The sequence below is a fragment of the Pedobacter sp. UBA4863 genome (assembly GCF_002399615.1).
Classification (GTDB): Bacteria; Bacteroidota; Bacteroidia; order Sphingobacteriales; family Sphingobacteriaceae; genus Pedobacter.
In genome coordinates this window covers 2,195-3,317 of record NZ_DHDZ01000053.1, presented here as the reverse complement: position 1 = coordinate 3,317, position 1,123 = coordinate 2,195, and the positions used below count along the sequence as shown (strand labels likewise).

The following is a 1,123-nucleotide window of genomic DNA, read 5'->3' as shown; positions in this document are numbered from 1 at the left end:
TGATCTTTCCAGAGCACAAACATTGCATCCGGATCTTCTTCGAACCCTGGCAATAAAGCCAATGGCGTACCCGTTTCATCTACCGCTCCAGGGGTTGAGCCCGTGGTATCAATTGTAATTGCAACAATATTATTTACTACTTCCTTCGCTACTTGACCAACGATATTTTTAATCGTTTCTTCCATGCCCTCGATATAATCTAAAGGGTGTTGCCTAAATTGAGAAAGTTCGGGCCGACAGTATTTTCCTTCGGCCCATCTTTTATACAAACTTACTGAACAAGCTACCTCGGCGCCATTACTAGCATCAACTAACAAGGCTCTCACCGAGTCTGTTCCGTAGTCTAATCCAATTACATATTTTTTTTCACTCATTAGTTAAATTTTGAACCATCAACATCTACTGTACCGCAGAAGTGCGTTTTAATACCTAACTCTTCTAGCGCAGCTGCTTTAATTCTACAAGCTTTATGCGCCGAAGCTTCATCATTGGCATAAACTACCTGAATATGGTTTGCTTTGTGGCGAGCCATCATTTGATTTCTAGTTACACCGTCTAAAGTAGCATGCATCATTGGCCATTGGTAATTAGTTTCATTCCATCTTCTTTCGGTTTCTTCTTTTGGCAATTCTACCGCTTTACCCACACCTAAATCGCAATGTAGTTCGTTATTGATTACGTACACACGGCTCCAAACAATATTACCTGGCTTAGCTACTCCCCTTAAAGAACCTCCTCCAAATTTAAAGAACATGGCTGGCTGACGAATGCTATCAGAACCGGCATAACCATCTACGTGATGGGCTGGCGGAGCTGCTCCAGAAATTTCAAACACCCAAATAAAATCATCTACCTTGTCATTTTTGAAGTTTTCTCCCCAGCGTAAATCGTGTAATGTATTCTCTGCTGGCATACCCAATTGTCTCCACAATCTATAGGTTAATAAACCATCAATGCCCGCACATTCATCTACTTCGTTAAAGTGAGGAAGAGCTTCGCCTGCATATAATTCTTTGCCTTTTTCGTCGTAAACCGGTGGGCGATCTTGATTATTCAACAATCCCTCTACTAAATCGCTAGCTGGCACAAGATCTTTCAATCCTTGTTGATATTGAATACCGAT

The 1,123-nt window shown here is 41.4% G+C and carries 2 pseudogenes; both read right to left on the bottom strand.

Annotated features, from left to right (window positions below):
• Nucleotides 1-374 (bottom strand): annotated as a pseudogene (locus B3I52_RS13930) (ribulokinase); the annotation flags it as partial.
• A pseudogene (locus tag B3I52_RS13925) lies at nucleotides 374-1,123 on the bottom strand (fucose isomerase); the annotation flags it as partial. The pseudogenes B3I52_RS13925 and B3I52_RS13930, both read right to left, overlap by 1 nt.